This is a genomic window from Enterococcus sp. 6D12_DIV0197 (assembly GCF_002174385.1).
Taxonomy (GTDB): domain Bacteria; phylum Bacillota; class Bacilli; order Lactobacillales; family Enterococcaceae; genus Enterococcus_D; species Enterococcus_D casseliflavus.
Window position 1 is genome coordinate 2,314,042 of record NZ_NIBN01000001.1, and the last position, 26,309, is coordinate 2,340,350.

The 26,309-nt window shown below is 42.8% G+C and carries 24 protein-coding genes; 11 read left to right on the forward strand and 13 right to left on the reverse strand.

From position 1 onward, the window contains the following. Positions 1–2: 2 nt before the first annotated feature. The gene (locus A5867_RS10755) at positions 3–1,292 is read right to left on the reverse strand and encodes a PTS transporter subunit EIIC (protein ID WP_087627575.1); all 1,290 of its coding nucleotides are present in this window, start codon (positions 1,290–1,292) and stop codon (positions 3–5) included. Positions 1,293–1,459: 167 nt separating this feature from the next. Here A5867_RS10755 and A5867_RS10760 point away from each other — a divergent pair, with 167 nt between their 5' ends. Next, the gene (locus tag A5867_RS10760; protein ID WP_170927530.1) at positions 1,460–2,485 is read left to right on the forward strand and encodes an AraC family transcriptional regulator; all 1,026 of its coding nucleotides are present in this window, start codon (positions 1,460–1,462) and stop codon (positions 2,483–2,485) included. Between the two features lie 118 nt (positions 2,486–2,603). Here A5867_RS10760 and A5867_RS10765 read toward each other — a convergent pair whose 3' ends face one another. Beyond that, positions 2,604–3,644 (reverse strand): CAP-associated domain-containing protein, encoded by a 1,041-nt coding sequence (locus A5867_RS10765; protein WP_087627577.1) that lies wholly within the window; start codon positions 3,642–3,644, stop codon positions 2,604–2,606. Between the two features lie 198 nt (positions 3,645–3,842). Further along, a complete protein-coding gene (locus A5867_RS10770; protein WP_087627578.1) occupies positions 3,843–5,642 on the reverse strand; it encodes a penicillin-binding transpeptidase domain-containing protein in 1,800 nt (599 codons plus the stop codon). Between the two features lie 171 nt (positions 5,643–5,813). Between A5867_RS10770 and A5867_RS10775 the strand changes: the two genes are divergently transcribed. Together A5867_RS10775 and A5867_RS10780 are read left to right on the forward strand one after the other, a co-directional pair. Further along, the gene (locus A5867_RS10775; RefSeq protein WP_087627579.1) at positions 5,814–6,482 is read left to right on the forward strand and encodes a response regulator transcription factor; all 669 of its coding nucleotides are present in this window, start codon (positions 5,814–5,816) and stop codon (positions 6,480–6,482) included. Then, positions 6,472–7,914, forward strand: coding sequence for a HAMP domain-containing sensor histidine kinase (locus tag A5867_RS10780; protein ID WP_087627580.1), 1,443 nt, complete (start codon positions 6,472–6,474; stop codon positions 7,912–7,914). The genes A5867_RS10775 and A5867_RS10780 overlap by 11 nt, the downstream gene beginning before the upstream one ends. A 72-nt stretch (positions 7,915–7,986) precedes the next feature. Here the strand turns inward: A5867_RS10780 and A5867_RS10785 are convergent, their stop codons facing one another. The 5 genes from A5867_RS10785 to A5867_RS10810 form a co-directional block, all read right to left on the reverse strand. After that, positions 7,987–8,604 carry an HAD-IA family hydrolase gene (locus A5867_RS10785; protein WP_005230151.1) on the reverse strand — a complete coding sequence of 206 codons (618 nt, stop codon included), beginning with the start codon at positions 8,602–8,604 and terminating at the stop codon, positions 7,987–7,989. Positions 8,605–8,820: 216 nt separating this feature from the next. Further along, a complete protein-coding gene (locus A5867_RS10795) occupies positions 8,821–10,413 on the reverse strand; it encodes a TPM domain-containing protein (protein ID WP_087627581.1) in 1,593 nt (530 codons plus the stop codon). 140 nt (positions 10,414–10,553) lie between these two features. Further along, positions 10,554–11,903, reverse strand: a complete 1,350-nt coding sequence (locus A5867_RS10800; RefSeq protein WP_005230144.1) for a PFL family protein — start codon at positions 11,901–11,903, stop codon at positions 10,554–10,556. Positions 11,904–11,911: 8 nt separating this feature from the next. After that, entirely contained in the window at positions 11,912–12,178 is a 267-nt protein-coding gene (locus A5867_RS10805) for an ACT domain-containing protein (protein WP_005230142.1), read from the reverse strand. Between the two features lie 103 nt (positions 12,179–12,281). After that, positions 12,282–12,944, reverse strand: a complete 663-nt coding sequence (locus tag A5867_RS10810) for a 2,3-diphosphoglycerate-dependent phosphoglycerate mutase (RefSeq protein WP_087627582.1) — start codon at positions 12,942–12,944, stop codon at positions 12,282–12,284. Between the two features lie 415 nt (positions 12,945–13,359). Here A5867_RS10810 and A5867_RS10820 point away from each other — a divergent pair, with 415 nt between their 5' ends. Genes A5867_RS10820 through A5867_RS10830 form a run of 3 tightly spaced genes read left to right on the forward strand, consistent with a single transcriptional unit; the run spans position 13,360 to position 16,728 of the window. Beyond that, the gene (locus A5867_RS10820) at positions 13,360–14,841 is read left to right on the forward strand and encodes an ABC transporter permease subunit (protein WP_005230136.1); all 1,482 of its coding nucleotides are present in this window, start codon (positions 13,360–13,362) and stop codon (positions 14,839–14,841) included. Continuing rightward, positions 14,834–15,556, forward strand: coding sequence for an amino acid ABC transporter ATP-binding protein (locus tag A5867_RS10825; protein ID WP_005230134.1), 723 nt, complete (start codon positions 14,834–14,836; stop codon positions 15,554–15,556). Before A5867_RS10820 ends, A5867_RS10825 begins: the two co-directional genes overlap by 8 nt. Positions 15,557–15,573: 17 nt before the next feature. Beyond that, positions 15,574–16,728 (forward strand): pyridoxal phosphate-dependent aminotransferase, encoded by a 1,155-nt coding sequence (locus tag A5867_RS10830; protein WP_087627583.1) that lies wholly within the window; start codon positions 15,574–15,576, stop codon positions 16,726–16,728. A gap of 134 nt (positions 16,729–16,862) precedes the next feature. Here A5867_RS10830 and A5867_RS10835 read toward each other — a convergent pair whose 3' ends face one another. Next, entirely contained in the window at positions 16,863–17,570 is a 708-nt protein-coding gene (locus A5867_RS10835) for a DUF4811 domain-containing protein (protein WP_087627584.1), read from the reverse strand. Beyond that, positions 17,567–19,045, reverse strand: coding sequence for an MDR family MFS transporter (locus tag A5867_RS10840; protein ID WP_010749631.1), 1,479 nt, complete (start codon positions 19,043–19,045; stop codon positions 17,567–17,569). Before A5867_RS10840 ends, A5867_RS10835 begins: the two co-directional genes overlap by 4 nt. Before the next feature lie 137 nt (positions 19,046–19,182). Between A5867_RS10840 and A5867_RS10845 the strand changes: the two genes are divergently transcribed. The 3 genes from A5867_RS10845 (at position 19,183) to spxB (ending at position 22,401) form a co-directional block, all read left to right on the forward strand. Then, on the forward strand, positions 19,183–19,668 hold the full coding sequence (locus tag A5867_RS10845) for a MerR family transcriptional regulator (RefSeq protein WP_005230125.1): 486 nt from the start codon (positions 19,183–19,185) through the stop codon (positions 19,666–19,668). A 179-nt stretch (positions 19,669–19,847) separates the two neighbouring features. Then, a complete protein-coding gene (locus A5867_RS10855) occupies positions 19,848–20,540 on the forward strand; it encodes an N-acetylmannosamine-6-phosphate 2-epimerase (protein WP_087627586.1) in 693 nt (230 codons plus the stop codon). Positions 20,541–20,667: 127 nt separating this feature from the next. Next, positions 20,668–22,401 carry a pyruvate oxidase gene (gene spxB / locus A5867_RS10860; protein WP_087627587.1) on the forward strand — a complete coding sequence of 578 codons (1,734 nt, stop codon included), beginning with the start codon at positions 20,668–20,670 and terminating at the stop codon, positions 22,399–22,401. 79 nt (positions 22,402–22,480) lie between these two features. On the opposite strand, the gene A5867_RS18300 is transcribed toward spxB, so the two are convergent. Continuing rightward, a complete protein-coding gene (locus A5867_RS18300; protein ID WP_005236316.1) occupies positions 22,481–22,609 on the reverse strand; it encodes a hypothetical protein in 129 nt (42 codons plus the stop codon). Between the two features lie 427 nt (positions 22,610–23,036). Between A5867_RS18300 and A5867_RS10865 the strand changes: the two genes are divergently transcribed. Further along, positions 23,037–23,564 carry an NfeD family protein gene (locus A5867_RS10865; protein WP_034858578.1) on the forward strand — a complete coding sequence of 176 codons (528 nt, stop codon included), beginning with the start codon at positions 23,037–23,039 and terminating at the stop codon, positions 23,562–23,564. A 25-nt stretch (positions 23,565–23,589) separates the two neighbouring features. After that, positions 23,590–25,011: a flotillin family protein gene (locus tag A5867_RS10870; protein ID WP_087627588.1), complete on the forward strand. Its 1,422-nt coding sequence runs from the start codon at positions 23,590–23,592 to the stop codon at positions 25,009–25,011. A 78-nt stretch (positions 25,012–25,089) separates the two neighbouring features. Here the strand turns inward: A5867_RS10870 and A5867_RS10875 are convergent, their stop codons facing one another. Next, the gene (locus A5867_RS10875; RefSeq protein ID WP_087627589.1) at positions 25,090–25,659 is read right to left on the reverse strand and encodes a sugar O-acetyltransferase; all 570 of its coding nucleotides are present in this window, start codon (positions 25,657–25,659) and stop codon (positions 25,090–25,092) included. Between the two features lie 22 nt (positions 25,660–25,681). Beyond that, positions 25,682–26,194: a cyclophilin-like fold protein gene (locus A5867_RS10880; protein ID WP_087627590.1), complete on the reverse strand. Its 513-nt coding sequence runs from the start codon at positions 26,192–26,194 to the stop codon at positions 25,682–25,684. Between the last annotated feature and the right edge of the window lie 115 nt (positions 26,195–26,309).

Consider the following 26,309-nt stretch of genomic DNA (forward strand, 5'->3'; position numbering starts at 1 on the left):
GGTTATTGTGCTTCTTCAATACAGATCTGCTTATCAGCAACTTTGATAAATGGCAACCAAATCACCGTTGCGATCACGATCAAGACGATTTGTAGCAATGCGCCCATGATACTACCAGTGACAAAATAGCCGCTAATGATCGGCGGAGTCGTCCAAGGAATTTGTGCAAGCCCTGTTGGGATCGGGACTAACCCGAAATAAAAGGCAAAGTAAGCGACGATCGTTGTGACGGCATTCGCAAAAACAAAGGGAATGAGAAAACTGAAATTCAACATTAACGGTATCCCGAACAACGCTGGTTCACCGATATTGAAAATATAAGGAACACTAGCAATTTTTCCAACCTCTTTGTACTGTTTGCTTTTTGCTACGATCAAAATAGCAATGATCGCACCGACGACCCCAATCGAGGCAAAATGATTCCGAAAGCTCATACTGATAATATTCGTTGGAATCTCTCCCGCCACTGATGCCACACGATTTTGATCTTCAAGGACTTGATGGATTGGGTCCATCACTGCTTGAATGATCGAAGTTCCATGAAGGCCAAAAAACCACAAGAATTGCTCGAAAATTTTCACAACGACCATTCCAACTAGGGAGCCACCTAACATAGTTAATGGAATCCCAAGGGTCCCATTGATCAACGTCATGGCATCACTGTTAAATAAGGCTTCGATGATGAGTCGGATGACCCAAATCGTCGTGATCACAAGAAAAGATGGAATCACCGATTCGAATGGACCAGAAACAGCTGGTGGTACCGCTGCTGGCATTTTGATTTTGATTCCTTTGCCCTCAATTTTTTTATAAAGAACTGTACTAAAAATACCGACAATAATCGCTAAAAACATCGATTGCGCGCTAACGCGGGTGATATCTAAAAAAGTTCCTGCTTCCATTGCATCCAACGGTGTTAATAGTAAAAAGGAAACAAAAGCAGTTAAGACACATTGCAAAACATTTGTTTCAAGTTTTTCTGCCAGTGATTTTGCGAGGGAAATGACAACTAGCAAACCACCGATTGCGAGTGTGGCATTGTTGACATAGAGCAATTTCTCTTGCCAGACACTAGCATCTTCTGTTCGCAACACCATAGTAATAAAATCGGTCACTTGTTGGATCGGAAAAAAAGCAATAATTAAAAAGATCGACGCAATAAAGGTGAATGGCATGTAAGCTAACATTGCATCCCTAACTGAAGTAATATAAATATTCCCATTGACTTTACTTGCAAATGGACCAAGGGTACTTTGGATCTTATCCCCTAATGATGGTTTGTCGTGGTTCATGGTGATTCCCCATTTCTTTCGAATTTGCTGGTACTATTGACTATTATTATCATCCGGATTATGATAATTGATAACGCTACCATACAAGTATTATATACTATCTCTACCTGTCTTCAATGACGATACTCTACTATTTGATTGACTATTTTTTACCTAAGGAGAAAGCGATGGATAAACAAAACATTCTGCAGCAGTTACAACAATTGACGACTACTGAAGAAATAGCCCTTAAAAAGACGCAAACCCTTCCATACAATTATGAGGATTTCAAGAAAGTCTACACTGAGAAAAATGAGCCAATTTACCAATATACCTTCGAAAAACACCTTTCTCGTCTCATACGAAAACGACCGCAGGATAGCGGATTTCTTAAGACAAGCCAGCTCTTGATTTTAAAACATGCACGCTTTTCTTCTACACCACTACATCAGCATGATTTTATCGAAATGAATTATGTTTTTTCTGGAACAGTCACGATCATGATCAATGAGAAAAAAGTGATCCTAAAGGCAGGTGACTTTTGCTTACTAGATACTGGGGTGATCCACCAAATTATCGAAACAAATCAAGACGACATTGTTATTAACTTTTTGATCAGCAAAGAGTACTTTTCCACCCAGATGCTCAGTCGGTTAGCATCCAATAGCATGATCGCCGATTTTGCCATCAATGCGTTATCTGAAAGCCAAAAGCACAATCAATACCTAGTGTTTGAAACGAGTAACAACGACTATTTGATTGATGCGATTTTCGGGGTCTTGGCCCAGTTCTTCAACCCCTCCTTCGGTTCTCATGAGGTCATCCATTCCTATATGATCATTATTTTTTCCGAACTCGTTCGTAACTTCCAGGAAAAACAACGGATCGAGTCGCAAAACAGTGACCAATTGTACCTCGGAGAAGTGTTGGACTATCTGGAGAAACATATCGCTACTTGCACACTAGCTTCGGTTGCGGAGACATTTGGATACAACCCGAGCTATTTGAGTCGCCGTATCAGTCAGCAGCTTGGTCGATCCTTTGTGACGATCCTTCAAGAATTAAAACTCAATCAAGCCAGTTTATTGTTGAGAAACTCTTCCCTACCTGTGGAACAAATCGCACACCAAGTCGGCTATAAAAATGTCTCATTCTTCTATAAGCTGTTTCAAAAGAAGTATCAGTGCTCTCCTCATGCCTACCGTCAAAACTAAATAATACTGCTGCACACCATTTTATCGACAAAAAAACACTGCTCACTTGATGCTGCTAACGCAGCAATCTCAAATGAGCAGTGTTTTTTAACTAATCAGTTTCAAGCAATTCAGGAATTTACGACGCCGATCCTCGGTGATACAACGTTGTATAATATGGCTGTTCGCTGGTATCGATCGCAATACCGATCCCGAGAAATTGATACTCATCATTTAGAATCGTTGCCCGATGTCCCTCTGAATTCATTAAACCTTGATGGGCGTAAATACTGCTGGCTTGGCCAAATGCCAAATTTTCCCCTGCAGCAGTGAAGCTGATCCCGTCTTCTTGCATCCGATCAAATGGAGTCGATCCATCTAACCCGATATGGTCAAAGTATCGATGTTCTGCCATGTCTTGGCTATGCTTCACGGCAGTCTCACTGGTTGCTTCGCTGAAACCAAGGGGTGACAAACCAAATTTCACTCGGGTAGCATTCGTTAATTCAAATAACTGTGTTCGTAAACCGCTTAAAATGGCGGCTTGATTTTGGCGAAAATCATTCGCATGGCGTGTTTCTAGGGAGCGATTGATGATTTGGATCGCAGTCACTGTATCTTCGGCATGAACATCATAGAAAAAAGTAATCAATTGATCGTCTTGCAAGAACAGATCATAGTCGGCATCCGAATCGATGCGATACCGTCGTGATCCTCGTTGTAGACTTTCTTGACGCGTCCCCATCTGATTACGAACGTTTGCTTTTGAAGACCCGATACCTAGCGTGTCATCGATAAGAATCGTGTCTTGATTCGTATAGATCCCTTGCGCAATATCATGTTCATCATACATCACCATCATGAAGTTACGAAAATCATCGTGATAGGAAGTCCAGTTCAGTCCATACCGATTCGCTGATTCATTGATCGCTTCCCCAAAGGTTTCTTCGATCACTTGTCGTGATTCATTATATAAATATGTCTGGGCAGGCGTTTCTGCCGCTGGCCTTGCTGAAGTGTCTTGTGAAAGAGAAAATTGGGACGAGAGAGATTGAGTGATCTCGTTGAGTCGGGCATCACGAAATGCCAAGCGCCCGTCTTGCCATGTGATCATCTGGCTTGCAAAATAAAGAAGCCCGATGAGAAAAATGCTTTTGATCAAGAATTTTATTTTTTTCATATGACACCTCCGTCAATGAATCTTTATGTGTTAGCTTTAGCGCGATCATTTATCCATTCATTCATCCCTAGATTGGATCGCTGATGCACCCTTCCTGTCTTTTCTAAAGACTATCATTCCTGTGGGAAGTTGACCAGCTGCATCATGAAATTTCTTAGATGATCTAGGTCTTTTTAAGCTCCTGTTAAGAAACTTTTTTTACTCATGAAAACTTTGCAGCGCCATCGAACGCTCCATCAAGGGATTGGCGATTTTAGCTAATGTATGTCGATCGTATTCTTCTGGTCGCTTGATAGTGAGGTAAAGAATAAACTGTGGATCATCGGTTGGGTAGATGGAGACCGCAGAGTAAATATAATCAAACTCTCCCGTCATGTAGCCTTGACCATTCTCATTGGCGATCTGAGCAGTCCCAGTTTTGACAGAAATCTCATGGTTCGTCAGTTGGTATACATCATAAGCGGTGCCATAACGTTCATCCGTCACTACATCGGTCATGTATTCTAAAACAGCATCAGCTGCTGCTTGTGAAATAGGCTGGGAAACGACTTCTGGAAAAACTTGAGTCTCTTCCCCTACTCGCCGAATCAATTGCGGACGTATCATCTCGCCACCATTGGCAAATGCACTAAATAGCTGCATCATCTGCATCTGATTGACGCCGATCGCATGGCCATAGGAGCTCATGGCATAATCCACCCGATTTCTTGAAGGTAAGATCCCAGGCACTTCCCCAGGAAGCTCACTTCCTGTAACTTTCCCTAGTCCAAAATCAGTTAAATACTGTGCCCAATTATCAAAACCGATCCGTTGCTGAAGTCGAACCATCCCAGTGTTGCTTGACCAAGCTAACGCTTGCCGCATCGTCAACTCACCATTTGCTCCTGAGTCGTGGTCATTGATGACTCGATCTTCAATCTGCATACTCACAGGATTGTAGCGTTCCGTCGGATCAAAAACACCTTCATCAATAGCGGCCGAAACGGTTGCCAGCTTCAAGGTCGAACCAGGTTCATACATCTCTTCCGTAAAAAGATTACGCCAAATAAAGTGTTCATCCGCAACTCCTTCTTGGGTCTCTGGATGAAAACTAGGTCTTTGAGCCATCGTTAAAATCTCCCCAGTTTTCGCATCCATCAATAAAGCCGTTAGATTTTCTAGTCGTGTTTGTTCCATAACTTCATCCATCACTGATTCAGTGAATAACTGCAGATGAGCATCTAATGTCGTCCAAACATCATTCCCATCTACTCCTTCTTCTACGGTTTGATTGGTTGCGGGAACAGGATTCCCTGAAGCATTGACTTGAAAGGACTCTCGCCCATTTTGATTCTTCAAAAAGTCGTTTAGTACATATTCTAATCCAGAAACTCCGACTCGAATCTCTTCATCATCTGACGTTGTCCCTATCAAATGTGAAGAAAAGATACCATTCGGATAACTGCGACTTGAACGAGCATCGAAATAGATACCGTTGATTCCAACTGCATCAAACGCCGCTTCGATTTGATTTCGAGTAGTCACACTTAGACCACTGCCAACATTGCCAAATTCCACTTGAAAGACAGGCGGGTTTGTTTGATTCGCACCGTCTGTCAAGATAGACAAAACTTGCTCGTTAGAAATAGGTAAATACTCCGAAAGAATCGTTGCGGTCTCCTCAAAGCGCGCTCTGTCTAAATACATGGGTCGTCCATTGTCAATGTAATCTTCAGAAAGAACCGCTCGAACAGTATAGGAAAGAATATCCTGTGCGATCACTGTCCCCTGCCGATCAAAAATCGCCCCTCGACTTGTTTCGATCGATCTTGAACTATAATATAAATTTTCTATTCTTTCAGACAAAGAGACGCCAGCAATCACGCCGACTTGAACAATGTAAATCAAACGTGCAGAAAACCCCATAAAAAGCGCAAGACTGATTATGTATAACCAATGACCGACTAGCTTACGATTTTTCTTTGCTTTTTTCTTTCTGACCATATGATAGTCATACATCGCCAAAGCGCTCCTTTCGATTGAATATACCTCTATAGTATTGGGTATTTGTGATGATCTTGTGAGGGAAAGAACAATTATTTTTCAAAGAGTCATTTTCCTATTAAATCAGCGATTATGCTGTGATATACTTTAAAAAAATATAAATTATTTTTAAGGTTGTGAATAAAATTGCAAAAAATATTGATCGTTGATGATGACACCCATATGCGTGCCCTAGTGAAAACTTATGCGGAGATCGAAGGGTATCTATGTTTTGAGGCAGCGGATGGAAAAGAAACTTTGGAAAAATTAACCAATCATTTATTCGATTTGATCCTCCTAGATGTCATGATGCCGGGAAAAGATGGCTTTCAGACGCTTTCGGAAATCAGAGGCAGCTGTAACACGCCAGTCATTATGATTACCGCTCGAAAGGAAGAATATGACAAACTCTTTGGCTTCAATCTTGGTGCCGATGATTATATTGCCAAACCATTTAGCCCTAAAGAGCTGATGGCTCGCATCAAAGCTGTGTTGAAACGAAGCAGTCAGTTTCAGTTCGAAAAGATCGTTTTTGGTGATCTCGAAGTCAATGTTTTTTCTCATACTGTAACGATCAATGGGAATCCTCTGCCGCTTACGCCAAAAGAATTCGATCTGCTGGTCTATTTGACGAAAAATAATCATATCGCTTTGAGCCGAGAATCAATTTTAGAAGGTGTCTGGGGCTTTGATTATTTTGGAGATACCAGAACAGTGGATACACACATCAAGTCCTTGCGAGAGCGTCTAGGGGATTACCGAGAGTTGATCCAAACGGTTTGGGGAGTTGGGTATAAATTTGATTATGAAGACTAGTCGGTTAGGTTTTACTTACATCAAAAGTAAATTACTCGTGCGGCTTTGGTCCGCCAATATGTTGCTAGTAATCATTGGTATCGCTTTTTTGTGGACTGTTCAAATTTTGCTCTTTGAACCAAATTATATCAATGTAACGAAAGAATCACTTTTAGAAACAGTTCAGGAAACAGCTGCCGCTATTGAAGAAATGGCAGTAGATCCAGATGATTTACCAGAAGAGCCATTACTTTTCCTCAGTAAAACGATCGTTGGGACTCTTTTCTTAGTCGACGAGGATGGCGAAATTCTGGCGGCATTTAACAATGGACAACAATTAAACATAGATGGGTTGAACAACGAATACATCTGGTTGTTATCTCATGCACCTACTGTCCTTAACGGTGAGAGCCTGAGTGCTGTAGAAGACTTTGAAAAGTCTTCTGCCATTCTTATTGGCGTTCCTACCACTCTTTTCCAACGCCCAGCTGCCCTTTTGCTCTCCAATACGATCACTCAAATCGAAGCGCTTCAAAGCTTGAATCGACAGCAACTCTTTCTATTCACCATCATATTAACTATTTTTGCGTCAACGATCTCTTTTTTTTTAGCACAGCATTTTATTCGCCCGATCAAAACCATCAAAGAAGCCATCATCCGCTTAACCAACGGCGAGCTTTATTCCGTACCCAAACTTAAGCGTAGTGATGAATTAGGTACACTTTCTGAATCGGTTGCGGACTTAAGCACAGAACTTCAGCGAGTAGACGTCTTGCGAAAAGAAGTGATTGCCAATGTTTCTCATGAACTACGCTCCCCCCTCGCGTTAATCACTGGCTATGGGGAGATGGTACGTGATGTATCTGGAAGCGACGAACGCCTTCGAAAAGAACATATGGACCTAATTATCAGCGAAGCCCACCGCATGAGTGCTATGGTCGATGACATCATGGATTTCTCTATCATGCAAGCTGGCTACACACAACTTAAAAATGAAATCTGGAATACATACGAGGTGGTTTCCTCCGTCGTTGCTTACGCAAGAGGGATCGCCAATCAATATGACATCACTGTCGATTTTGAAGCAGATCGTACGAATGGAAATGCTCTTTTTGATCGCATCAAAATGGAACAGGTTTTGCGTAATTTAATAAACAACGGCATCAACCATACACCTAAAAATGAACGACTCTTAATCAAATTAACGAATACATCTGCAGGAACAAAAGTTGCTGTAATCAATACTGGAAAAGATATCCCTCCAGAACAACTCGAACTTATTTGGGAAAGATACCAACGCGTCCAACATCAAGCAGGACATAAAGAAGGAACCGGCATCGGCTTAGCGATCGTAAAAACCATTTTGACTTCTCATGCTTTCGAATATGGTGCTGAGTCGAAAAATGGTGTGACTTGTTTTTGGTTTGTTGTGCCGAGACTAGAAGATCAATGAGAACTACGTTTATACCGTTCATCATGAGTACTGAATGACTTACTTTCTATGCACAAAAAAAGCCTTGATTTCTCAAGACTTAATGATTTCTTGTATTTCAGCCATTGATTGGACGGTATGGTCGGCAGATACATCTTTTAAGAGACCTTCTATATCATAAAATATCGTCTTGACACCTGCTCCTTGTCCTGCAAAAACATCCATCGTGCGATCACCGATCATGACAGTCTGATCTTTGTCTAGTTGATACTTTTCAACAAGATAAATCAGGGAAGTTGGATCCGGTTTGCGGGGGAAGTTGTTTTCTGGGCCAACGATCTCAACGATCAGGTCTGCCATCTGTTCTTTTTCTAACAACTCTTTCGTTGAGACGACATCGCGGTGGGTCAAAATGTAGTTCTTGCCGCCAGCAGCAACCACGGCTTCTAATGTTTCTTTGGTTCCTGCAAAGGAAAGCGGCAAACGATCATCCAGCGCTTCATTTGCTTTAAATGCTTTAGTGAACTCTTGAAAATCTAAGTTGTATTTTTCAGCAACTTTTTTGGAAGATGAATCTTTCAGTATATAATAAATCTCCGCTGGATCTGGATCAAAGCCATACTCCTTCAATGTCTTGATAAAAGCTTTTAACATGATTGGGTAGCTGTCGTAAAGTGTTCCGTCAAAATCCCATATGTAAGATTGGTACATGATATCCCTCGTTTTCTCCCTTTTTCAAATGAATGAAAGTCCCATTCATTTTCAGTAACTCTAAAAAGTTTACCACACTTTGTTTGGTTTGTCTTATTTATCAAGGGATTTCCTCCACAAGAAAAAACGCCATTGACATACAATCCTTCCGCTTGCACAAACCTACATGCAAGCGAATGCATTGCAGAACAATGAACGTTCTTCCTTACGAAAAAATTACCAGCTACCAGAAACACCGCCACCGCTACTGCTTCCTCCGCTAAAACCGCCAAAATCATTCGACGAACTTTGCGTATCGGCAATGACTTGTTCTTGATGGGTCACATGATTATTCATCATCACAAAGAACAACGCCATATTCATACCATGGGGGTCATACTCTTGGCGAGCATTATTCAAAACGGCTGCTCGATCAGAAGCATCAAATGAGGATAATTTGTTTGCTAAATCTGGGTGATTTTGATAAACCTGTTTCAAGTCAACTTGGAACAAGGCATCTGTTTTCACTTCCGCTAGAACATTAGAAACTTCTTTTGGAATGGCTTGTACCATCTCAGGATAGGTCGCTTTTTCCGTCACAAGTTGAGCTAAGTATCGCCCTTGCTCATTGCGTCTTCTGATCTCTTCTTTGGCTTGCTTGGCTATTTCTGCTCGATAAGCATCTGCTAAAGGCAGATTCTCGGGTAACACCGCATCAGTCAAATCGTAGTCTGCCATCCGTTCAGTCACTTCCCTGCCTAATTGGGCTTCATAGGTTTTTAAGGTGTCATGTTGTGTAAGGATCACCTGACCGAAATGTTTGACCGTGGTTTGTTTCTTCATCAGCAAGTTTGAAAAATAGGCGCCAATTGCTGGATTCATCAAGCTGTGTTGGATGACTCGTTTATCCGCTGTCGACAATCCAGTGACCGAACTCAATTTCGCTGGCACATAAGTACTCGTCACATACTGCGTAAATGCTTGTTGACAATCTTTTGCTGTCTGATACTGATGGTAACGCTGATAGTTCTTTCTATTGCTAGCCCATTTCAAGAAATCTTTCTGTTGGAAGTGACTATCTTCTAACAGATGTTTCGGCAATGGCAGGTGCTCTTCAAAACGCCGTTTGGTTTTAAGATGGCGAAAACTGATGAACCCGACAAGGCCTGCAGCTGCTGCCGCTACGACACCACTGACGATTTTACCAATAGTGAACCACATCTGCTTAGTGGCTTCTGCTTCTTGTGCCTGTTTTTCTGCTAACATTTGCTTGCCATCTTGATAGATCGTCCCTAAACCAATCGTTTCATCCGCTTCTTTCATTCGCTGATAGACTTCATTAGAAGCTGCCAATATCGCTGTATCATAATCTTCATCTCGTAATGCGTCTTTGGCATCTTCATCCACTAAATCATCTTCCGATAGCTCACTGAAGACATAGGATAGTCCATCGCCATAACCCAGACGAAATTCACGATCGTCAATGGCAAAGAGAAACAATAGTCCATTATTGTCCTCTGGATTTCCTAAACCATACTCATTGAACAGTTCCAAATTACGCTCTTCAATCGATTGCCCATCTAAAGAAGGGATCGTGATCACAGCATATTCTGGCGCGCCAGTCAATGATTGAAAGCCCTCTTTATTCAAAGTATCGATTTGTTTGATCGTCTCTTGTGAAAGGACCCCGGCATCATCACGAACAAATGTCTGTCCAAAGGCAATTGATGGTTGAAGGACAAAAAATCCCATCAAACCAACAAAAACCAACATCCCAAGTTGGAAGATTTTCTTCATTTTACCACCCCTTTTCATCGTGTTATCTTTCATTGTATTCGATTTCAAATGATAAAACATCCGCCTTAAGCATGAAAAAAATAGTTACATGACTAAAAAACCTTTAAAAGACAGCATTTTGGTCGGTCTTTTAAAGGTCATTTTATCATATTTTCCTATTAAAGGAGTACAAATTAATTTTTGAATGAATGGATCGGAGCGGGAATACGTCCCCCACGTAAAATGAAATCAGTAGACTGTGCAGGATTGGTTTTCATCACTGGTGCCGTCCCTAATAATCCACCAAATTCAATGCGGTCGCCGATTTTTTTGTCTTTCGCTGGAATGATTCGGACAGCTGTCGTCTTGTGGTTGATGACGCCGATCGCTGCTTCATCCGCAATCATTGCGGCGATCGTCTCAGCAGAAGTATCTCCTGGAATCGCAATCATATCCAAACCGACAGAACAGATCGCCGTCATGGCTTCAAGTTTTTCTAAATTCAATAAACCAGCTTCTACAGCCTTGATCATCCCTGCGTCTTCAGAAACGGGGATAAAGGCACCCGACAGACCTCCAACATGGTTACATGCCATTACGCCGCCTTTTTTTACTGCATCATTTAACAAGGCCAAAGCCGCTGTCGTTCCGTGGGTACCGACAGATTCTAGACCCATTTCTTCTAAAATCAATGCCACACTATCGCCGACTGCAGGAGTTGGCGCCAACGAAAGATCGACGATCCCGAATGGAACGCCCAAGCGCTCGGAAGCCACGCGCCCGACCAATTGCCCCATCCGCGTGATCTTGAAAGCTGTTTTTTTGACTGTTTCCGCCACAACATCAAAGGACTCGCCTTTGACTTTTTCCAAGGCACGTTTGACGACACCAGGTCCGCTGACACCAACGTTGATTTCCACATCAGCTTCACCGACCCCGTGAAAAGCCCCCGCCATAAAGGGATTGTCTTCCACTGCATTCGCAAAGACAACGAGCTTCGCACAGCCCATATCTGATGCCTCAGCCGTCTTCTTGACTGTTTCTCCCATCAGACGTACTGCATCCATGTTGATCCCAGCTTTCGTTGATCCAATATTGACCGACGAACAGACAAAATTGGTTTGAGCCAAGGCTTCTGGAATCGATTCGATCAATGCAAGGTCGCCGCCTTGATAGCCTTTTTCTACTAGTGCGCTATAGCCGCCGATGAAATTTACTCCGACTTCTTGCGCCGCTCGATCCAAGGTCTTCGCAACTTTGATACAGTCTGCGGGTGTCGGCTGGCAAGCTGCCACTACGATCGCTACAGGGGTAACCGAAATCCGCTTGTTAATAATCGGAATGCCATATTCACTTTCGATCTCTTCGCCGACTTTGACAAGATCTTTCGCTTTTGTTGTAATTTTTTGAAAAATTTTCTCACAGGTACGATCAATGTCGGCGTCAATACAATCCAATAATGAGATCCCCATTGTGATGGTACGAATATCTAAGTTTTCTTCTTCCACCATGCGAATGGTTTCAAGTATTTGATTTGTCTCCATAGTGCCTCCTATAATTTGTGCATGGTATCAAAAATCTCTTGATTTTGAATGCTGATTTTTACACCTAATGTACGACCAATTTGGTGAAGCTCCTCACGAACACCATCAAAATCCTGATTGGCATCCATGTTTAAAAGCATCATCATCGTGAAGTAATCTTCCATGATTGTTTGGGACACATCTAAAATATTGATTTCTAATTCTGCTAATTTCTGGCTAACACCAGCAATGATCCCAACCTTGTCTTTTCCAATAACGGTTAATACGGCTTTCATATCCTCCCGCCTTTCATAAAATTTTTCTTATTATAGCACAACAAAACCACATTTTCGATGTAACATCAAACGAAATTGTGGTTTATTCTTTAAATGTTCGTTATTACGCCCGTTCAATCCTATTTGCTTGGCTATCAAACTCATAAATGATCGGCTGTGCGTTAGGAATATCGATCGTATCCATGGCATCTTTTGGCACGTCTTCCAAGTATTTGACTAACGCCCGCAAGCTGTTCCCATGACCAGTAATGAGAATATTCTTATGATCTTTAAGTAACGGAACCACCTGGTCTTGCCAAAATGGGACTACTCGCGCCACCACCATCCCCAGATTTTCTCCCTTAGGTATCAAGCGAGGGTCTAAAGAATCATAGCGTCGGTCTAAATCATTTTTCTCCACATATAAAGGCGGTTCATCATATCCACGTCGCCATTTTTGCACCTGTTCTTTTCCATACTTTGCCACCATCTCATCTTTATTGACCCCTACTAATTGGCCATAATGACGTTCATTTAGGCGCCATGTTTTTTTCACAGGGACCCAAAGCTGATCGCTGGCTTCCAGAACGGCATCGCAAGTGATGATCGTTCGCTGCAGCACAGATGCAAAGGCAAAATCAAAGGAAATCCCCAATGCTTTGATCTGTTCCCCCGCAGCCCAAGCTTGTTGTCGGCCTTTTTCGGTCAGAGAAACATCTAGCCACCCTGTCCAGTAATTTTCAAAATTTGCTTCGCTTTCACCATGTCGAATCAATACGACCTTCATTCTATCGCCTCCTCTTCTCTTTTATTATCGCAAGAAATCCAAAAAATGTCTTATGTTTCGTTTTTGCCGCTTTGTTTCAGACAACTTTTTATTTTGTCATTGCAGATCCTGTTTCTCGTTTAAGCGAAGCTGCTTTCTTTCTTCACTATCCGTTATTTTCTAAGCATCCTTTCAAATAGATGTGTATAGAAAATGGCTGCTGTTCCTTCTCCACTTTGTTCTTCCTTGGATTGCAAATAATTTGAATAAATGGTTTTACGCTCTACAACAATTTTTGACTTTTTTTCTCTGACTTATTGACTTCAACTGATGTTATGCTATGATAGTTTCTATCACTTATATGTATTTTTATACATTTATTAGTTATTATTTGCATTTTTAATAGATGCGCAGAAAAAGTTAAAGGGGCGTTTACATGAAAAGGTTTAGTAAGGGTACTGTTTTATTAGGGATCATCACAGCGTTGCTGCCGTTTTTCTTTGTCGGACAAGCACATGCAGAAGAAACCGATCCAATCTATGAAAAAGTCAAAGAAAATGGTGTATTGGTCGTGGGTTTATCTGCCGATTATGCACCATATGAATTCCGTGCCAATGTTGATGGAAAAAATGAAATCGTGGGGATCGATATCTCGATTGCCCAAAAAATTGCAGATGACTTAGGGGTCGATCTGAAAATTGAGGAGCTTGGGTTCGACGCGCTGTTAGGGGCTCTAAAAACGGGTAAAATCGATGTCGTCATCTCTGGGATGGCTGCTACGGATGAGCGCCGTAAAGAAGTCAATTTCACTGACACCTATATGGAAGTCCAACAGACCGTCCTGGTTCGAGCAGAAGATGCGGATCGTTTCCAATCGACGGCTGATTTTGATGGTGTAGCTGTCGGTGCACAACGACAAACCACACAAGAAGAGCTGGCAAATACAGAATTGACTGGCTCGACCGTCACCTCTTTGCAAAGGGTGCCTGATTTGATCACCAATCTAAAATCACGCAAGATCGATGCGATCGTGATGGAAGGTCCCGTCGCTGAAGCTTATGTGACGGCGAATGATACCTTGGCATTAGCCGAAAATGTCACGTTTGAAAACGGCGTGAAGGAGACCGCGATCGCCATCTCGAAAGAAGCGCCAGTTTTACTGGAAAAACTCAATTCCTCCATTGAAACTATCATTAGTAATGATCTTTTAAGCCAATACAAAGAAGATGCCTATCGATTGATGTTTACCGAAGAAGGCACGATCGATGAAGAGCAAAGCTTTTGGGAAAAATATCTGCCTTTTTACATCACTGGAACTGGCTATACGATCTTCCTAGCCTTGGTTGGGGTATTATTCGGCTCTATCGGTGGCAGCTTGTTAGCCTTTATGAAGCTTTCTAAGTCAAAAGCATTGAAAGTCATTGCCGCTGTCTATATTGAATATGTTCGGGGAACACCTTTGTTAGTACAAATATTTATTGTATACTTTGGAACAGGCGTGTTAGGCTTAGAGCTTTCGAAGTTAGCTGCTGGCTGTATTGCCTTAGCACTAAACAGTGCCGCCTATGTGGCAGAAATCATTCGTGCTGGGATCAATGCCGTCAATAAAGGACAGCTGGAAGCCGCTCGTTCATTAGGCATGAATCAGATCCAAGCGATGCGCTTCATCATTTTCCCGCAAGCCATCAAAAACATCTTGCCTGCTCTAGGAAATGAATTTGTCACGGTCATCAAAGAGTCTTCGGTCGTATCGGTAATCGGTGTGTCTGAACTGATTTTCCAAACAGGCGTCGTTCAAGGGGCCAGCTTCAAACCATTTTTACCATACGTTATCGTATCATTGATCTACTTTGTATTGACCTTCGCCCTCTCACGTCTATTGGGTGTTGCTGAAAGGAGAATGAAAACTAGTGATTAAAGTTGAAAAATTAGTGAAAACATTTGGCGAGAATACCGTCTTAAAAGAAATCGATCTTGAAGTGACACCTGGTGAAGTCGTTGTGATCATCGGACCCTCAGGAAGTGGGAAAAGTACTTTCTTACGCTGCTTGAATCTTCTTGAACAGCCGACTGGCGGGAAAATCACCTTCGAAGGCAATGATTTATTGGCAAAAGGGGTGAAAATCGATCAGATTCGTCAAAAAATGGGAATGGTCTTTCAAAGCTTCAATTTATTCCCTCATAAAACGGTGTTAGAAAATCTGACTATCAGCCCGATCAAAGTCAAACAGCAAGAGCAAGCTGCTGCCGAAGAGACAGCGAAAGGATTGCTGGAGCAAGTTGGCTTAGCTGAAAAAGCGGATAGTTACCCCTCTAGCCTTTCTGGCGGGCAGCAGCAACGGGTGGCTATTGCTAGAGCGTTGGCAATGGATCCTGATGTAATGCTCTTTGACGAACCAACCTCAGCATTGGACCCAGAAATGGTTGGAGAAGTGTTGACGGTCATGCAAGCTTTGGCAGAAAAAGGCATGACGATGGTCGTCGTTACCCATGAAATGGGCTTCGCAAAAGAAGTCGCCGATCGTGTCATCTTTATGGCTGACGGTATCATTCAAGAACAAGGAACACCAGAACAGATCTTTGAGCATCCGCAAAATGCGCGGACACAGGATTTTTTAAGCAAAGTTTTATAGAAATTGGAGATGACAAAATGAACCGTCCGTTGATTGCAGAACGTTTTTTACAACCAGAAGAAAATCTTTTAATGGAGATCGCCACTCTTGCGAAGAAAACCCCAAATTTGATTGATTTGTCGATTGGTGATCCTGATTTGATTACAGATGCGACAATCATTGAAGCAGCTTTTGATGACGTCAAAGCAGGTCATACAAAATACACCGCTTCAGACGGCAGTGCTGATTTTATCCAAACTGTCGTTGATTTTTACCAAAAGCAATACCAGCTTACTTTTTCTCCTAGTCAAGTACGAGGAACTGTCGGTGCATTGCATGGCATGTACTTAGCTTTGGCTGCCATCATTGATCCCGGTGATGAAGTGATTATTCACGAACCGTACTTTTCGCCTTACAAACAACAAGTCGAACTAGTCGGTGGTGTGCCGGTCTTTATCCCGACCTTTGAAAAAGATGGTTTTCAAATCGATGTCGAGGTCTTAAAATCCGCCATCACTGAGAAAACTCGGGCGATCATTATCAATTCACCAAACAATCCTACTGGTGCTGTTTTTTCTCCAGAAACTTTTGAAAAAATCGCAGCAGTTGCCATTGACCATGACTTGCTGATCCTCTCGGATGAAGTTTATGAAGCCTTTTGCTTTGATGATACCTTTGTACCGATGGCAGCCTTCGCACCTGAGAACACCATCACATTCAGCAGTTTCTCAAAAGCCTTTGCCATGACTGGCTGGCGGATCGGCTACATGATCGCACCTGAATCGATCAATCTTACGGCAAAACTGATCAATGAGGCGATCGCCTATTCGGCACCAACCCCTTCACAACGGGCAGGTATTTACGCATTGAATCACTATGATACCCTCGTGCCGCAAGTGGTTGCTGTCTTTAAGGAACGACTGACTTACATTGAACAACGGGTTGCTGAGATCCCCTTCCTTTCCTTATCCCCTGTCAAAGGAAGCATGTATGCCTTCATCAACATTGAACAAACGGGGTTGGACTCTGTCAGCTTTGTCGAGAAATTATTAAAAGAAACCAGTGTGCTGATGATTCCTGGGAAAGCCTTTGGAGAAACGACCGGCGATGACTATGTTCGCTTAGCTGCCACCCAATCGTTGGACTTGTTAAAAGAAGCTTTCGACCGCATTGCCGCGTGCTCATTTGACTAAAGAAAATCCCACTCACTTCTAGTGTGTGGGATTTTTTTTAGTGGCAGCCGTTTTTCAAAAGTATCACGTTCCATATAAAAAAGGGACAGAAGAATCCGATTGGATTCTTCCGTCCCCTGACTATCTGCTCGTTTTTACTTTTTTGCTTCTTCCAGCAGTTTTGCCATCGCTTCTTTTTGATAAGCTTCTGTCAATTCAGCGATTTTTGCTTTTTGGGCTGCCTCATCCATAGTTGGATCAGCCATTAATGCAGCTTGCATTTTTTCTTGGACATACGCTTGTCCTTGTGTTTTCATGGTGTCCGCTTGTTCTTTCGCTAAAGAAGCCAGTTTTTTTGCTTGATCCACACTCAAGACTTCCCATGAATCTGGCAATGAGAACGTATTGGTACGGCTGACATATTGTCCATCGTTATCAGCGATCCCGAACAAGAAGCGTGATAGGTCACTTTTATAAACCCAGCGCGTCGTTTTTGTTTCTAATCGAGCTGAATCAGCCCCTGTTTCCACGACATTGGTCACTTTATCAGTACCAGTTTGTTTTGGTTCCTCTTGATCAGCATCCGTTTTATACAGGTAGATTTTTTCCGTACCATCTCCTAATGGCTGATACAATAGCAAATCAAAATTCTCGTTATCGGCACTAGAAACCAGTGCGGTTGTTTTAGCAGTCGTTTCTTTTTCCATTCCAAAATGATAGGTCAAATTGGCCATCAATGCGACGACACTTGCCACGAAGACTAGACCTAAGACCAATGATAAACCTGTTTGCAGCTTGTTTTTAGCAAAGACATTCAGTACCGCAAACCCTAACACGCTAAGAACGATCAAAAGCAAGATCATTTGTCCGCACCTCCTTCAAGAACCGTCAATCGTGGTTCTTTTTTCTTTAAGGAGAAGGCGATCAAGAATCCTAAGAAGCTAAAGACCGCTGCCACATAAAAGGCGGCATGGTAGCCAGATAAAGTCGCTTCGATTGCTTTCTCTTTGTATGCCAAAGGCGTTGCATCCAGCAAAGAATCACTTGGCAAGTTGCCCTTGGTGACGTTTGTCAAGACACTGATCAAGATAGCCGTACCAATTGAGCTGGCTACTTGACGGAACGTATTGTTTACCGCGGTACCGTGACTGATCAAATGACCAGGTAAGGCATTCATTCCTGAAGTCGTTACTGGCATCATCACCATTGAGATCCCGAACATCCGAATGCCATAAAGAATGATGATATGCAAAATCGGTGTATCTTTTGTTAAGAAAGCAAATGGTAAGGTTGCGGCAGTCAAGATAAACATCCCGGTGATAGCTAAACGTTTTGCACCATACTTATCAAAGATCGCACCAGTGATCGGCATCATGATCCCCATGATCAAAGCACCTGGTAATAACATCAATCCTGAATGAAACGCTGATTCACCACGAATGTTTTGGATATACAATGGGAGAACCATTTCAGCACCGATCATCGCCATATTCGTGACCCCTGAAAGGATCGACGCCAAGGTAAAGGTCGTTGATTTGAACACGCGCAACTCTAAGAATGGATGCTCAATGTGCAATTGACGCCATGCAAAGAAAGCAATGAAAAAGACACCGGCTGCTAGAAAACCGATTACTTCCATACTGCCCCACCCTTTGTCGCCGACGCTTGAAAAGCCATAGAGCAATGTACCAAAACCAAGGGTTGATAAAATCGCTGAGAACAGATCGATTTTCGGATGCGACAATTCAATTACACTCTTCATTAGAAAGAGCGCTAAGACTAAGACTAAAACGACGATCGGAATGACCATTCCGAACAAATAGCGCCAGTCATAATGATCAATGATCCAACCAGATAACGTTGGGCCTAAGGCTGGTGCTAACCCAATAACGATTCCGGACATGCCCATGGCTGAACCGCGTTTTTCTGGTGGGAAGATCGACAACATGATATTTTGCAAAAGCGGCATCGAGATCCCTACACCGGCAGCTTGCACTAAGCGGCCAATCAATAATGTAGAAAAGTTCGGTGCAGCAAAACAAGCGATCGTTCCTGCAAGGAAGATGCTCATTGCCGTTAAGTAAAGACTTCTCGAGCTGAACTTGTTGATCAGCCATGCGGTGATCGGGATCATGATCCCATTGACCAGCAAGAAACCAGTGGTCAGCCATTGAACATCAGATGCTGAGATGTCAAAGGCATCCATCAAAGTTGGAAAAGCCGTTGTTAACAATGTTTGGTTCAAAACAGTACAAAACGTACCGATCAGCAAAACCATGACCAGTAAGGAACGGTTGTAAGGTTTGCCGTAGATATCTAAAGGACGACTCGTTGACATATTTCACACTCTTTTCAGTATATTTTTCATAAAACCTTCTTTACTTTAAATCTTTCCCTAACATTTGTCAACCTACTTGACATAAAAGTAAAACAAGTTACAATATTAACAAATACCTTTACAAGAATGGAGTCCGTATGTCTCATCTTTTTCGAAAACTCGTTGATAATGAAAACTTGTTGGTCGGCATCAGCGAACTTAGCCAAATGTGTGATATTTCCCCTCGCCAATTGCGTTATTGGGAACAAAAAGGATTTATTCAATCGGTCCCACAAGAAGAAAATGCCCCACGAAAATACCGACTGCCCACGGTCGTCAAAGTGGAAATGATCAAAACGTTTTTAGATGAAGGCTTTACGTTAGCCAAGGCTGTTGAAAAAGCGGACAAAAAAATCAAGACCGCCCATCATATTCGCAAAGTGTTTTCTGGGGTTCTACAAAATTTAGAAGTCATCAATGAACGCTTTACAATCATCAGTCTGGGACCAGTAGATGACGAAGGAAAAATCCTCCATATCATTCACGATGAAGAAACAGAACGATTGCAATACGAAGTGCTGCCTGCTAATCAAACGATCGATTTTGAAAAGTTCAAGCAATGCACGTCAAAACAAGCAGAATAAAAATCTGCCTAGCCTATTCGTTACGTGCAGCAAGTATCCATGACAATGATGCTTGCTGCACTTTTTTTGAATGTCTTGCCTTTGATTCAAAGAGGTGTTGATTCATTTACAAGCAAAAAACCTCATGATATAGTCGAAGGGAGAAACGAACCTTTATCAGAATGGGAAGTGTCATATAAATGGAAAAAGAAGTCTTTACCCAACAAATCAAGGGCGGGTTGATTGTTTCTTGTCAAGCATTGCCTGGAGAACCCTTATATACCGAAAACGGCGGTGTCATGCCCCTATTGGCAAAAGCAGCTCAAGAAGCTGGAGCTGTTGGCATCCGTGCCAATTCCGTTCGCGATATTCGCGAGATCCAAGCCGCTGTTGATCTGCCGATCATCGGAATCATCAAAAAAGACTATCCACCTGAAGAACCATTTATCACAGCGACCATCAAAGAGGTGCACGAATTAGCAGCTTTACAGATTGCGGTGATCGCTTTGGACTGCACCTTGCGCAAACGTCACGATGGCTTGACGGTCAGTGCCTTTATCAAACAAATCAAAACTCTCTATCCCCATCAACTACTCATGGCAGATATCGCCACCTATGAGGAAGGTATCAATGCCTTTGAAGCGGGTGTCGATTTTGTAGGTACAACTTTGTCCGGCTATACGGCGAATAGTCCCACCATTGACGAACCAGATTATCAATTGATCCAGCAATTGGTTGCGGCAAAGGTTCCAGTGATAGCCGAAGGCAAGATCCACACCCCGAAACAAGCAAAGAAAATCCAAGATATGGGTGTGACGGGTATCGTGGTTGGTGGTGCCATCACCCGACCCAAAGAGATCGCCAGCCGATTCGTGCAAGAGCTGCGCAACTGAGTCGTTCATTTCCTAAAATAAGTCTTTCACTGCGCCTTGTGACAGAAGGCGCATTCTTTGTTGTCTTTTTGAGAAACGTTTATACTTAAAAGAGAACGAATGACAACAGAGAAAGCGAGTGAAGAAAATGACAAAAATCAATGCTGGTACAGCAATGATCAAGGTTTTTGAAGCTTGGGGCATCGACCATATCTATGGAATCCCCGGTGGCTCTTTCAACTCAACGATGGATGCTTTGTACCATGAACGGCAATCGGTCAAGTATATTCAAGTACGTCATGAAGAAGCGGGTGCGCTGGCAGCAGCGGCTGATGCCAAGCTAACGGGAAAAGTCGGTGCGGTTTTTGGTTCTGCTGGTCCGGGTGCTACCCATTTGATCAATGGCTTATATGATGCTCAAATGGATAACGTGCCCGTCGTTGCCTTGTTAGGACAAGTAGCTTCGAGCTCGATGAACTACAATGATTTTCAAGAAATGAATGAAAATCCGATGTTCGCTGATGTCAGTATCTACAATCGCACGGTCATGTCCCCTGAAAGTTTGCCCCACGTGGTGGACGAAGCCATTAAAGCAGCTTACAAATTTAAAGGAGTCGCTGTGGTAACGATCCCAGTCGATTACGGGTTTGCAGAAATCGACGAACAGGAGATTGCAACCGCAAAAAATCATAAGACAGGTGTTCTCCAGCCTGATGAAGAGGATTTACAGGCTGCCCTTCCTTATTTTGAACAAGCAAAAAAACCCGTCCTTTATATCGGACAAGGTCTCTTTGGTCATTTTGATGCCATCGATGCTTTTTCTAAGCATTTCTCGATGCCTATCGCAGCTTCTGTCTTAGCCAAAGGCATCGTGCCTGATCTTTATGAAAACTTTCTTGGATTTGCTGGACGGGTTGCGACAAAACCTGCCAATGAAGCTTTGGCAGAAGCCGATCTCATCGTTTTTGTCGGCAGTGACTTCCCTTTTGGACGCCGCTTTTTCAATCCTGATGCCAACTTTGTCCAAGTTGATATCGACGCCTCGAAATTTGGTCGTCGTCATCAGACGGATGTCTCCGTTTTAGGAGATGGTGCGACCGCTCTTAGAAGATGGACAGGGATGGCAGCCCCTCGTCCTGCAGATGCCTGGATAAAAGCCAATCAAGAAAACGCTCGGAATTGGCATGCATGGCGTCATCGTTTTGACCATGATGCGCAAGAGCCCTTGCGTCCTGAACCTGTTTATCGAGAAATCAACCGTATCGCAGCTCCTGATGCCCTGTTTGTCACAGATGTTGGTAATGTGACGATCCACAGTATCCGTCATTTAGAAATGACGGGTCAACAGCGTTTCACAACGTCTGGCTGGTTTGCGACAATGGGCAATGGTGTACCTGGTGGGATCGCAGCTCAATTGAGCTATCCGAATCGCCAAGTATTTACCTTTAGTGGGGATGGCGGTTTTGCGATGCAAATGCAAGACATCATCACCCAAGTGAAATATGATTTGCCAATCATCAACGTGGTCTTTTCCAATGACTCATTCGGCTTCATCGAAGCGGAGCAAGAAGATACCGAGCAAACCAAGTTCGGTGTCCAACTAGCCGGTGCTGATTTTGGTAAAGTTGGGGAAGCATTGGGTGCGAAAGGCTTCACGGTAACGAAGGAAGAAGAATTAGCATCCGTCTTTACACAAGCTAAAGAAAGCCACGGACCTGTGGTGATCGATGTCAAGATCGCTAACGAACGACCTCTTCCTGTCGAAGAACTGAAACTTGATCCGAACCGCTTCAGCTCTGAAGAAATCGCAGCTTTTAAAGCAAAATACCAAGTCCATGATCTGCCAGCTTTGAGTGAGTTGTACGTGGATTCTCAAGAGTAAATAAAAAAGAGAGAAAGACAGAAATCCTGTCCTTCTCTCTTTTTTTTCATCAACCATTTCATGTTTCTAATGCATCGCCTTACTTATTATAAATTTTCGGGCCTTTACGCATGTTTTTTCGATCGTTTTTTGGGGATTCCATTTTTTTTGAACGGCCGCCGCCTTGTTTTTTCTTGATTAGTTCTAACATTTTTTCTTTTTGATCCATCGATTCCACCTCTATTTCTTAGCAATACTGTCGGTTGAAAAGAAGTGTTCCTGACTTCTTTTATGTTTGCGAACAACTACCTTCGATCTATGGCAATAGAAAATAAAAGCTGCCTCTTACGATTCAAATCATCAGCAGCTGATTTTGCCTTTTTCTAGTACCCTGATTTAATCTACTTGGATTTTCCTGGTTTGTCAATGGTTGGTGAAAAAAAGCTGACTTTTGATTGGCTCTTTCAAGAAAAATAAACCTCCCTTTGTTGTACTATTTGTTCAAATTTACTATTTTATTTAAGTTTTTTTATTATTTATTGGTATAATTATAACAGAACACCTATTCTGTTCTTTTCCTTCCCTCGTTCTTCTTCCGATTGTTTCTTAGCTTTCATTGTTCTTACAAATCACTCTATTTGAAAGGAGGTGGATACGTGCTGCACACTTACGCACCTGATCAGATTTATTTGTATGTATTGATTGGCTGTGCCATTTTAGCCTTTTTGCTGCTTCTGTTTGGCGATATCTTCGATTTTGATGGTCCAATTGATCCGATGTTGATCATCCCCTGGTTTGCCTTTACGAGTCTTTTCGGTTACTTAGGGGAAACTATTTTCCCAGGCTATTCGATGATGCTTTTCATTGGTAGCGCTTGTCTTTCTACAGGGCTCGTTTTTCTCTTGAATTTTTACGTGCTGATTCCCATGAGGAATGCTGAAGCGACGCTTTCGAGTTCCGAGAAAGACTTTGAAGGTCGAATCGCAACGGTGCTGACGCCGATTCCTTGTGAAGGAATGGGTGAAATTCAACTCACAAGTGTCACTGGTTCAAGTAATCGTCCAGCCTCGGCTTTTCAACCAATCGATGAACCATTAGCAGCAGGATCAAAAGTGTTGATTATTGAAGTCAAAGAGCGTATTTGCTACGTCGTTCCCTATACAGAAAAATTTTTGGACAACTAAAATAAATCACTAAAGAGGTGCATCTATGGATATTTTCTTATCACCAATTGTCTTTCCGATCGCAATCGTGGCGTTCATTTTACTGATGCTTTTGATCATCTTTGTCACGAAATATCAAACAGCCAAGCCCGATGAAGCGTTGATTATCAGCGGAAGTTACCTTGGCAACAAAAATGTTCATGCGGATGAGAGCAATAACAAAATCAAAATCGTGCGTGGTGGCGGAGCCTTTGTTTTGCCAGTGTTCCAACGATCAAACCGAATCAGCTTACTTTCCAGCAAGTTGGATGTTTCAACACCAGAAGTGTATACGGAACAAGGAGTTCCCGTTATGTGTGATGGAACTTCCATTATCAAGATCGGCTCATCCGTAGAAGAAATCGCAACGGCAGCGGAACAGTTTCTAGGAAAAACCCGTGAAGAATTAGAAAATGAGGCACGAGAAGTCTTGGAAGGTCACCTGCGTTCGATCCTTGGTTCGATGACCGTCGAAGAAATCTATCAAAATCGCGACAAATTCAGCCAAAGCGTGCAAGAAGTTGCCTCTGTCGATCTAGCGAAAATGGGCTTGATCATTGTCTCCTTTACGATCAAAGAAGTTCGAGACAAAAATGGCTATTTAGATTCTCTTGGAAAACCTCGAATCGCTCAAGTCAAACGGGATGCTGAAATTGCGGAAGCCGAAGCACTGAAAGAAACCCGCATCAAAAAAGCCCAATCGGAACAAGAATCGCAAACAGCAGAATCAAAACGCATGACCGAAATCGCTGAAGCATTGAAGGAAAAAGAATTGAAGCTGGCACTTTACAAGAAAGAACAAGACATCGCCAAAGCCGATGCCGATCAAGCCTATCATCTGCAAAGTGCCATCATGAAACAAAAAGTCCGAGAACAAGAGATTGAAGTTGAAGTCGTTGAACGACAAAAACAAATCGAATTGGAAGAAAAAGAAATCTTGCGTCGTGAACGCCAATTTGATTCTGAGATCAAGAAAAAAGCCGATGCCGATCGTTATGCGCTTGAACAAGAAGCATTAGCGAAAAAAGCGTCTGCGTTAGCAACCACTGAAGCTGAGCAGTTTCGAACAGAGTCGTTGGCAAAAGCTGAAGCCGAGACGACCTTGGCGAAAGGAACGGCGGAAGCAGAAACGAAGGAAAAAATCGCCGAAGCCTTCAAGAAATATGATGAAGCAGCGATCCTTAGCATGATCGTTGAGATCATGCCGCAATTAGTCAAAGAGGCTGCCGCCCCATTAGGCAATATCGATAAAATTTCGGTCGTTGATACAGGATCAGGTGAAGGCGGCGGTGCCAATCGTGTCACCAATTACGCCACCAATCTCTTATCGACCACACAAGAAACTTTGAAAGAAACCCTCGGTCTTGATGTGAAATCGTTGATCGAAAACTTCGCTGGTTCCAATACGAGCGAGCCGCCTCAAGAATAAGAAAACTGCTGTTCATCTTCATCGCTTCAAAAGCGACAAGGCGAACAGCAGTTTTTTTCTTACTCATTGCTATTGTGCTTACTCAGTGACCTCTTTGACATAGTTTGCAGGTACACCAGCCACGATCGTGCGTTCAGCGACATCTTTGGTCACCACTGCCCCAGCAGCAATGATCGCATGGTCACCGATGGTCACACCGGCAACGATCGTTGCATTTGAGCCAATCCAGACATTCTTCCCAATCGTAATGGGTGCTGGATAAAGCGTACTACGATCTTCAGGGTGAAGTCCATGATTCAAGGTAGCTAGAACTACGTTGTGCCCTATTAGGGTACCATCACCGATCGTGATCCCTCCTTGGTCTTGAAAATGACAACCGGCGTTAAGAAACACCCCTTTACCAATGCGGATGTTTTTGCCGTAATCTGTATAAAAAGGCGGAAAAAGCGAAAATGTCGGTTCAACTGCTTTCCCAGTCAATTGAGCAAAAAGTTCTTGTAATTCATGAGGTTCATGATAAACCGTATTGATTTTCATGGTCAATTTTCTCGCCTCAGCACTCAAAGCCATCATTTGTTTTGAAGCTTGCGAACCGGCAAGTAAGGGTTCACCACTTGCCATAATTTTGTTTAATTGATCGATCGTCATTTGTTTTTCTCCTAATCATTCGTTACTCACGAGTATTTTCTAGCGAAAAGACAACCTCCACGTCTTCTCCCCCCAACGCTTCTCTTAATCCTGCTGGATCTTCAATAACGCCGATACGACTATAGCCACCATAAGAATTGGTAAAGGTCTGATAAAACAGCACCAATGTATGACTATTCCAGCTCATGATTTCTCCTTCGTGAATGATCTCCGGCCGTTCTGTAGTCATTTCTGGCAAATTCTCAGAAAAACGATAATATTTCTCGTTGTTGTTCAAGTCACTCATTGTCAACGTGAAGGGCATTTGATTCATTAGGTATTCAGACGCCTCATTTTCATAAAACTTCGCTATAAAATCCTGTTGACCAACCGTAATGACCACAGCTGTTGCTGATTCAATCGTCGGTTGATCATGATCCTGACTTGCCTCAGAGGAAGTTTCGCTGGCAGACAGCGCATGCCTCTCCTCTGTTCCACTTGTCCCACAGGCACTTAGTAGGAACAGCAAGACAGCAGGGATGAGTTTTATCAGCATGGCTTCGCTCCTTTCTGCTGATGATTCGATGTAGCGGCGGGCAACGGGATGCTTATTTTCTAAAATACGACTGCTCAGCAGAAGATATGGGACTGAACAGTCGTGCAGCTGGTTG

What these genes read in the sequence shown, in the direction of transcription:
- A5867_RS10755 (WP_087627575.1), bottom strand. Translation starts at nt 1,292, where the DNA reads ATGAACCACGACAAACCATCATTAGGGGATAAGATCCAAAGTACCCTT.
- A5867_RS10760 (WP_170927530.1), top strand. Translation starts at nt 1,460, where the DNA reads ATGGATAAACAAAACATTCTGCAGCAGTTACAACAATTGACGACTACT.
- A5867_RS10765 (WP_087627577.1), bottom strand. Translation starts at nt 3,644, where the DNA reads ATGAAAAAAATAAAATTCTTGATCAAAAGCATTTTTCTCATCGGGCTT.
- A5867_RS10770 (WP_087627578.1), bottom strand. Translation starts at nt 5,642, where the DNA reads ATGTATGACTATCATATGGTCAGAAAGAAAAAAGCAAAGAAAAATCGT.
- A5867_RS10780 (WP_087627580.1), top strand. Translation starts at nt 6,472, where the DNA reads ATGAAGACTAGTCGGTTAGGTTTTACTTACATCAAAAGTAAATTACTC.
- A5867_RS10785 (WP_005230151.1), bottom strand. Translation starts at nt 8,604, where the DNA reads ATGTACCAATCTTACATATGGGATTTTGACGGAACACTTTACGACAGC.
- A5867_RS10795 (WP_087627581.1), bottom strand. Translation starts at nt 10,413, where the DNA reads ATGAAAGATAACACGATGAAAAGGGGTGGTAAAATGAAGAAAATCTTC.
- A5867_RS10800 (WP_005230144.1), bottom strand. Translation starts at nt 11,903, where the DNA reads ATGGAGACAAATCAAATACTTGAAACCATTCGCATGGTGGAAGAAGAA.
- A5867_RS10805 (WP_005230142.1), bottom strand. Translation starts at nt 12,178, where the DNA reads ATGAAAGCCGTATTAACCGTTATTGGAAAAGACAAGGTTGGGATCATT.
- A5867_RS10810 (WP_087627582.1), bottom strand. Translation starts at nt 12,944, where the DNA reads ATGAAGGTCGTATTGATTCGACATGGTGAAAGCGAAGCAAATTTTGAA.
- A5867_RS10820 (WP_005230136.1), top strand. Translation starts at nt 13,360, where the DNA reads ATGAAAAGGTTTAGTAAGGGTACTGTTTTATTAGGGATCATCACAGCG.
- A5867_RS10830 (WP_087627583.1), top strand. Translation starts at nt 15,574, where the DNA reads ATGAACCGTCCGTTGATTGCAGAACGTTTTTTACAACCAGAAGAAAAT.
- A5867_RS10835 (WP_087627584.1), bottom strand. Translation starts at nt 17,570, where the DNA reads ATGATCTTGCTTTTGATCGTTCTTAGCGTGTTAGGGTTTGCGGTACTG.
- A5867_RS10840 (WP_010749631.1), bottom strand. Translation starts at nt 19,045, where the DNA reads ATGTCAACGAGTCGTCCTTTAGATATCTACGGCAAACCTTACAACCGT.
- A5867_RS10845 (WP_005230125.1), top strand. Translation starts at nt 19,183, where the DNA reads ATGTCTCATCTTTTTCGAAAACTCGTTGATAATGAAAACTTGTTGGTC.
- A5867_RS10855 (WP_087627586.1), top strand. Translation starts at nt 19,848, where the DNA reads ATGGAAAAAGAAGTCTTTACCCAACAAATCAAGGGCGGGTTGATTGTT.
- spxB (WP_087627587.1), top strand. Translation starts at nt 20,668, where the DNA reads ATGACAAAAATCAATGCTGGTACAGCAATGATCAAGGTTTTTGAAGCT.
- A5867_RS18300 (WP_005236316.1), bottom strand. Translation starts at nt 22,609, where the DNA reads ATGGATCAAAAAGAAAAAATGTTAGAACTAATCAAGAAAAAACAAGGC.
- A5867_RS10870 (WP_087627588.1), top strand. Translation starts at nt 23,590, where the DNA reads ATGGATATTTTCTTATCACCAATTGTCTTTCCGATCGCAATCGTGGCG.
- A5867_RS10875 (WP_087627589.1), bottom strand. Translation starts at nt 25,659, where the DNA reads ATGACGATCGATCAATTAAACAAAATTATGGCAAGTGGTGAACCCTTA.
- A5867_RS10880 (WP_087627590.1), bottom strand. Translation starts at nt 26,194, where the DNA reads ATGCTGATAAAACTCATCCCTGCTGTCTTGCTGTTCCTACTAAGTGCC.